Here is a 4,766-nt window from a genome sequence, read left to right on the forward strand (position 1 = left end):
GACCTGGGATGAAATCACCGACGTCCTGAAATCTCTTCCGGCGATGCCGGGCGGCAGCGTCGTCACCGTCGAACCCGGCGGGGCTGTCGAATTGTCCGGCCCGCCGCTCCACGGTGTGCTGCCGGCGATCGAGGCGATGACAAGCGACCGGGCCGTGCTGCGAACAGCTTTCGCCGGTGCCGGTCTGGGGCTGGTATTGCTCGGCGCGGATCCCCTGCGGCCGGCTCAGCGCATCAACCCGGGTGCGCGCTACCACGCGATGGAACAGTTCTTCAAAGCCAGCCATACCGGAGCGGCGGGCGCGGCGATGATGACCTCGACGGCGTCGGTTCAGGTCAATCTCGATGCCGGGCCCGCGACTGGTTGGGCCGACCGGGTGCGGCTGGCCCACGCGCTGGGCCCCACCTTGGTCGCAATCGCCGCCAATTCGCCGCTATTGGGCGGCAACTTCTCCGGCTGGCGATCCACTCGCCAGCGGGTGTGGAGCCAGCTCGACTCGGCGCGATGCGGACCCATCCTGACCGCCAGCGCCGACGATCCTGGCACTGACTGGGCGCGTTACGCCCTGAAGGCACCGGTCATGCTGGTGCACTCCCCGTCCAGAGAGACTGCGGAGGCGGTGATGCACTATCTGCCCTTCGCGGACTGGGCAGACGGCCGCGAGTTGCTCGGCGGTCGCCGCCCTACCGCCTACGACCTGGAGTACCACCTCACTACGTTGTTCCCGCCGGTGCGTCCACGCCAGTGGCTCGAAATCCGCTACCTGGACAGCGTTCCCAATGCCGTCTGGCCGGCAGTGGTGTTCACGCTGGTGACGCTGCTCGACGATCCGGTGGCCGCTGATATCGCTGCTGAAGCCGTCGAGCCCGTGGCCACCGCTTGGGATGTCGCTGCGCGGACCGGGCTTGGTGACCGGCGGCTCTACGCCGCGGCCAACCGGCTGGTGACCGTCGCCGCCGAACGCGTGCCGCCGGGGCTCAGCGAGGCGATGCTGGATCTGGTCGCCGCCGTCGAACGGGGCCGCTGTCCCGCCGACGAATTTTCCGACCAGGTGATCGCCAATGGCATCGCGGCTTCGGTCACCAAGCTGGCGCTAGGGGAGCCGTGACTTCAAGCGAGGCACTGGCCCGAGATCTGAGCCGGGCACGGGAGCGGACCCTGCGGCTGGTCGATTTCGACGACGCCGAACTTCGTCGCCAGTACGACCCGCTGATGAGCCCGTTGGTGTGGGACCTGGTGCACATCGGTCAGCAGGAAGAGCTGTGGCTGCTGCGCGGTGGCGATGCGGACCGGCCGGGGATGTTGCCGCGTGCCGTCGAAGACCTCTACGACGCATTCGTGCATTCCCGGGCCAGTCGCGTCGACCTGCCACTGCTGACCCCCGACCAGGCGCGGATGTATTGCCGGACCGTGCGATCGGCCGCGTTGGATGCCCTTGATGCGCTGCCCGACGAGCCGGGCCGCGACTTCCCGTTCGGGATGGTGGTCAGCCACGAAAACCAGCACGACGAAACGATGCTGCAAGCGCTGAATCTGCGCAGTGGTCCGCCGCTGCTGCCGGACACGTCCACGCTGCCGCCCGGCCGGCCGGGACTCGCCGGGACGTCGGTGCTGGTGCCGGGCGGTCCGTTCGTGCTGGGTGTCGACGGGACAGCCGAACCGTACTCGTTGGACAACGAACGCCCGGCCCACGTCGTCGATATCCCGGCATTTCGCATCGGACGAGTTCCGGTGACCAACGCCGAATGGCGGCAGTTCGTCGATGACGGCGGCTACAGCCGGCCACAGTGGTGGTCGGCGCGCGGCTGGGAGCACCGTCAAAGCACCGGCCTGACCGCGCCGCAGTTCTGGGCGCCCGACGGGCAGACTCGCACCCGGTTCGGTCGGGTCGAGGACGTCCCCGCCGACGAGCCGGTTCAGCACGTCAGCTACTTCGAGGCGCAGGCTTACGCCGCGTGGGCCGGCGCCCGGCTGCCCACCGAAACCGAATGGGAGAAGGCGTGCGCGTGGGATCCGGAAAGCGCTGCGCGGCGCCGCTATCCGTGGGGCGCCGACGCGCCGTCGGCTGCCCGCGCCAACCTCGGCGGCGAGGCGCTGCGCCCGGCACCTGCCGGTGCCTATCCGGGCGGGGCGTCGGCCTATGGAGTCGAGCAGATGCTCGGCGATGTCTGGGAATGGACCAGCTCATCGTTGCAACCGTGGCCAGGCTTCACACCGATGATTTACCAGCGTTATTCGCAACCATTTTTCGGCGGTGACTACCGGGTGCTGCGCGGCGGGTCCTGGGCCGTGGAGTCGGCCACACTGCGGCCCAGCTTCCGTAACTGGGATCACCCATATCGGCGGCAGATCTTTTCCGGCGTCCGGTTGGCGTGGGACGCCTGATGTGCCGACACCTCGGCTGGCTGGGACGGGAAGTCTCGGTCTCCTCGTTGGTGCTCGACCCGCCGCATGGTCTTCGGGTGCAGTCCTATGCTCCGCGCCGGCAGAAGTATTGCCTGTTGAACGCCGATGGTTGGGGCGTCGGGTTTTTCGACGGCGCGACGCCGCGGCGCTGGCGCAGCGTCGCACCGCTGTGGGGAGACGTCTCGTTCGATTCTGTCGCACCGGCCCTGCGCAGCCGCTGCGTGGTGGCGGCAGTGCGCTCGGCGACAGTCGGGATGCCGATCGAAGCCAGCGCGACCGCCCCGTTCACCGACGGGCAGTGGCTGTTGTCGCACAACGGGATTGTCGACCGAAGTGTGCTGCCAGCGGGTCTACGGATCGAATCGGTCTGTGACAGCGCAATTCTCGCTGCGCTGATCTTCGATCGGGGTATCGATGCATTGGGCGAGACCATCGTCAAGGTGGGCACCGACGATCCGAACGCTCGACTGAACATCATGGCGGCCAACGGTTCTCGGCTACTCGCCACGACCTGGGGCGACACCCTGTCGATCCTGCGTCGCGACGACGGGCTGGTGTTGGCCAGCGAGCCTTATGACGACCAGCCCGGCTGGGAAGACATACCGGACCGCCATCTGGTCGAGGTCACCGCCGACGGCGTCACCTTGACCGCAATGGAACACACGAAAGGATCTCGATGACGTTATCGCTGTGCAACCACCTGGCGGCGGACTCCGCATATCAGGCGCTGCGCCGTGACGTGCTCGACGGTCTTCGGAGTTCTCCGAAGTCGTTGCCGCCCAAGTGGTTTTATGACTCGGTAGGCAGCGACCTGTTTGACCAGATCACCCGGCTTCCCGAGTATTACCCGACACGCGCCGAGGCGGAGATACTGCGGGCCAGGTCGGCAGAGATCGCCTCGGTCGCCGGCGCAGACACTTTGGTCGAGCTTGGCAGCGGTACGTCGGAGAAGACCCGCACGCTACTGCAGGCGCTGCACGACGGCGGTGCACTGCGCAGGTTCGTGCCGTTCGACGTCGACGCGAGCATATTGTCAGCAGCCGCGACGGCCATTCAGCGCGAGTATCCCGATATCGAAATCGCCGCTGTTTGCGGCGATTTCGAAGAGCATCTGTCGGAAATCCCGGACGGTGGGCGGCGGCTGTTCGTGTTCTTGGGCTCGACGATCGGCAACCTCACCACTGAACCGCGGGCGGAATTCCTGGCGACATTGGCAGCGGTGATGAAACCGGGTGACAGCCTGCTGCTGGGCACGGATCTGGTCAAGGACGCCGGCCGGCTTGTGCAGGCCTATGACGACGCCGCCGGAGTGACGGCGCAGTTCAACCGCAATGTCCTAGCGGTGATCAATAGGGAACTGGATGCGGATTTCGACGTTGACGCCTACCAGCACGTGGCCCGCTGGAACGGCGAAGACCAGCGGATGGAGATGTGGCTGCGGGCCGAGAGCGCGCAGCGGGTGTCCATCGCTGCGTTGGATCTGACCGTTGAATTCGGTGCTGGCGAAGAAATACTCACCGAAGTGTCCTGCAAGTTCCTGGCCGACGCGGTGGCCGACGAGCTGGCCCGGGCGGGTCTGCGGCGTACCCGGTGGTGGACCGATGACGCCGGCGATTTCGGGTTGTCGCTGGCAATCAAGTGAGCGATAGCCTGGCCAGTTTGGGTGCGGCCTGGCGGGCAGCCCGACCGCCGGCGGCCGGTTTACACCTGGACAGCGCCGCCTGTTCGCGGCAAAGTTTCGCTGTGCTCGACGCCGCCGCCGCGCACGCGCGACACGAGGCCGAGGTCGGCGGATATGTTGCGGCCGATGCGGCCAAACCTGTTCTTGACGCCGGCCGCGCCGCCGTGGCCGCGCTGGCCGGGATGCCCGACGCAGACGTGGTTTTCACCACTGGGTCGTTGCATGCGCTGGATCTCCTGTTGGCCAGTTGGCCTGACGGTCGGACCCTGGCGTGTTTGCCGGGTGAATACGGGCCCAACCTGGCCGTGATGGCCGCGCACGGCTTTGCCCGCCGCCCGTTACCGACCGACGACCAGGGCCGGGTCGCGGTTGACGAAGCCGCCGCCGGCCTGGCCGCCGATCCGCCCGACCTGGTTCATTTGACCGCGGTGGCCAGCCACCGCGGCCTGGTGCAGCCACTGCACCAAATAGCCCAGCTGTGCAGGGATTTGGGTCTACCGCTGGTGGTCGATGCCGCCCAAGCGCTCGGGCAGGTGGACTGCGCTGCGGGCGCCGACGTGACCTACGCGTCGTCGCGCAAATGGATCGCGGGCCCACGCGGAGTCGGCGTGCTTGCCATACGCCCCAGCCTTATTCAGCGGCTGTGGCCGCGGCTGCCGTCGCCGGATTGGGTGTCATC

The 4,766-nt window shown here is 67.4% G+C and carries 5 protein-coding genes; all 5 read left to right on the plus strand.

Annotation, left to right across the window (positions count from 1 at the left end):
- A partial coding sequence (egtA, locus tag WBF82_RS02535; protein ID WP_424381528.1) for an ergothioneine biosynthesis glutamate--cysteine ligase EgtA occupies positions 1-1,108 on the plus strand: 1,108 nt, incomplete at its 5' end.
- A complete protein-coding gene (gene egtB / locus WBF82_RS02540) occupies positions 1,105-2,385 on the plus strand; it encodes an ergothioneine biosynthesis protein EgtB (RefSeq protein ID WP_424381529.1) in 1,281 nt (426 codons plus the stop codon). The genes egtA and egtB, both read left to right, overlap by 4 nt.
- Entirely contained in the window at positions 2,385-3,086 is a 702-nt protein-coding gene (egtC, locus tag WBF82_RS02545) for an ergothioneine biosynthesis protein EgtC (protein WP_424381530.1), read from the plus strand. The genes egtB and egtC overlap by 1 nt, the downstream gene beginning before the upstream one ends.
- Positions 3,083-4,048 carry an L-histidine N(alpha)-methyltransferase gene (gene egtD, locus WBF82_RS02550; RefSeq protein WP_424381531.1) on the plus strand — a complete coding sequence of 322 codons (966 nt, stop codon included), beginning with the start codon at positions 3,083-3,085 and terminating at the stop codon, positions 4,046-4,048. Before egtC ends, egtD begins: the two co-directional genes overlap by 4 nt.
- The coding region (locus WBF82_RS02555; protein WP_424381532.1) for an aminotransferase class V-fold PLP-dependent enzyme at positions 4,045-4,766 on the plus strand (722 nt) is incomplete at its 3' end. The genes egtD and WBF82_RS02555, both read left to right, overlap by 4 nt.

It is taken from the genome of Mycobacterium sp., from assembly GCF_049673265.1.
Lineage (GTDB): Bacteria > Actinomycetota > Actinomycetes > Mycobacteriales > Mycobacteriaceae > Mycobacterium.

What these genes read in the sequence shown, in the direction of transcription:
- egtC (WP_424381530.1), top strand. Translation starts at nt 2,385, where the DNA reads ATGTGCCGACACCTCGGCTGGCTGGGACGGGAAGTCTCGGTCTCCTCG.
- egtD (WP_424381531.1), top strand. Translation starts at nt 3,083, where the DNA reads ATGACGTTATCGCTGTGCAACCACCTGGCGGCGGACTCCGCATATCAG.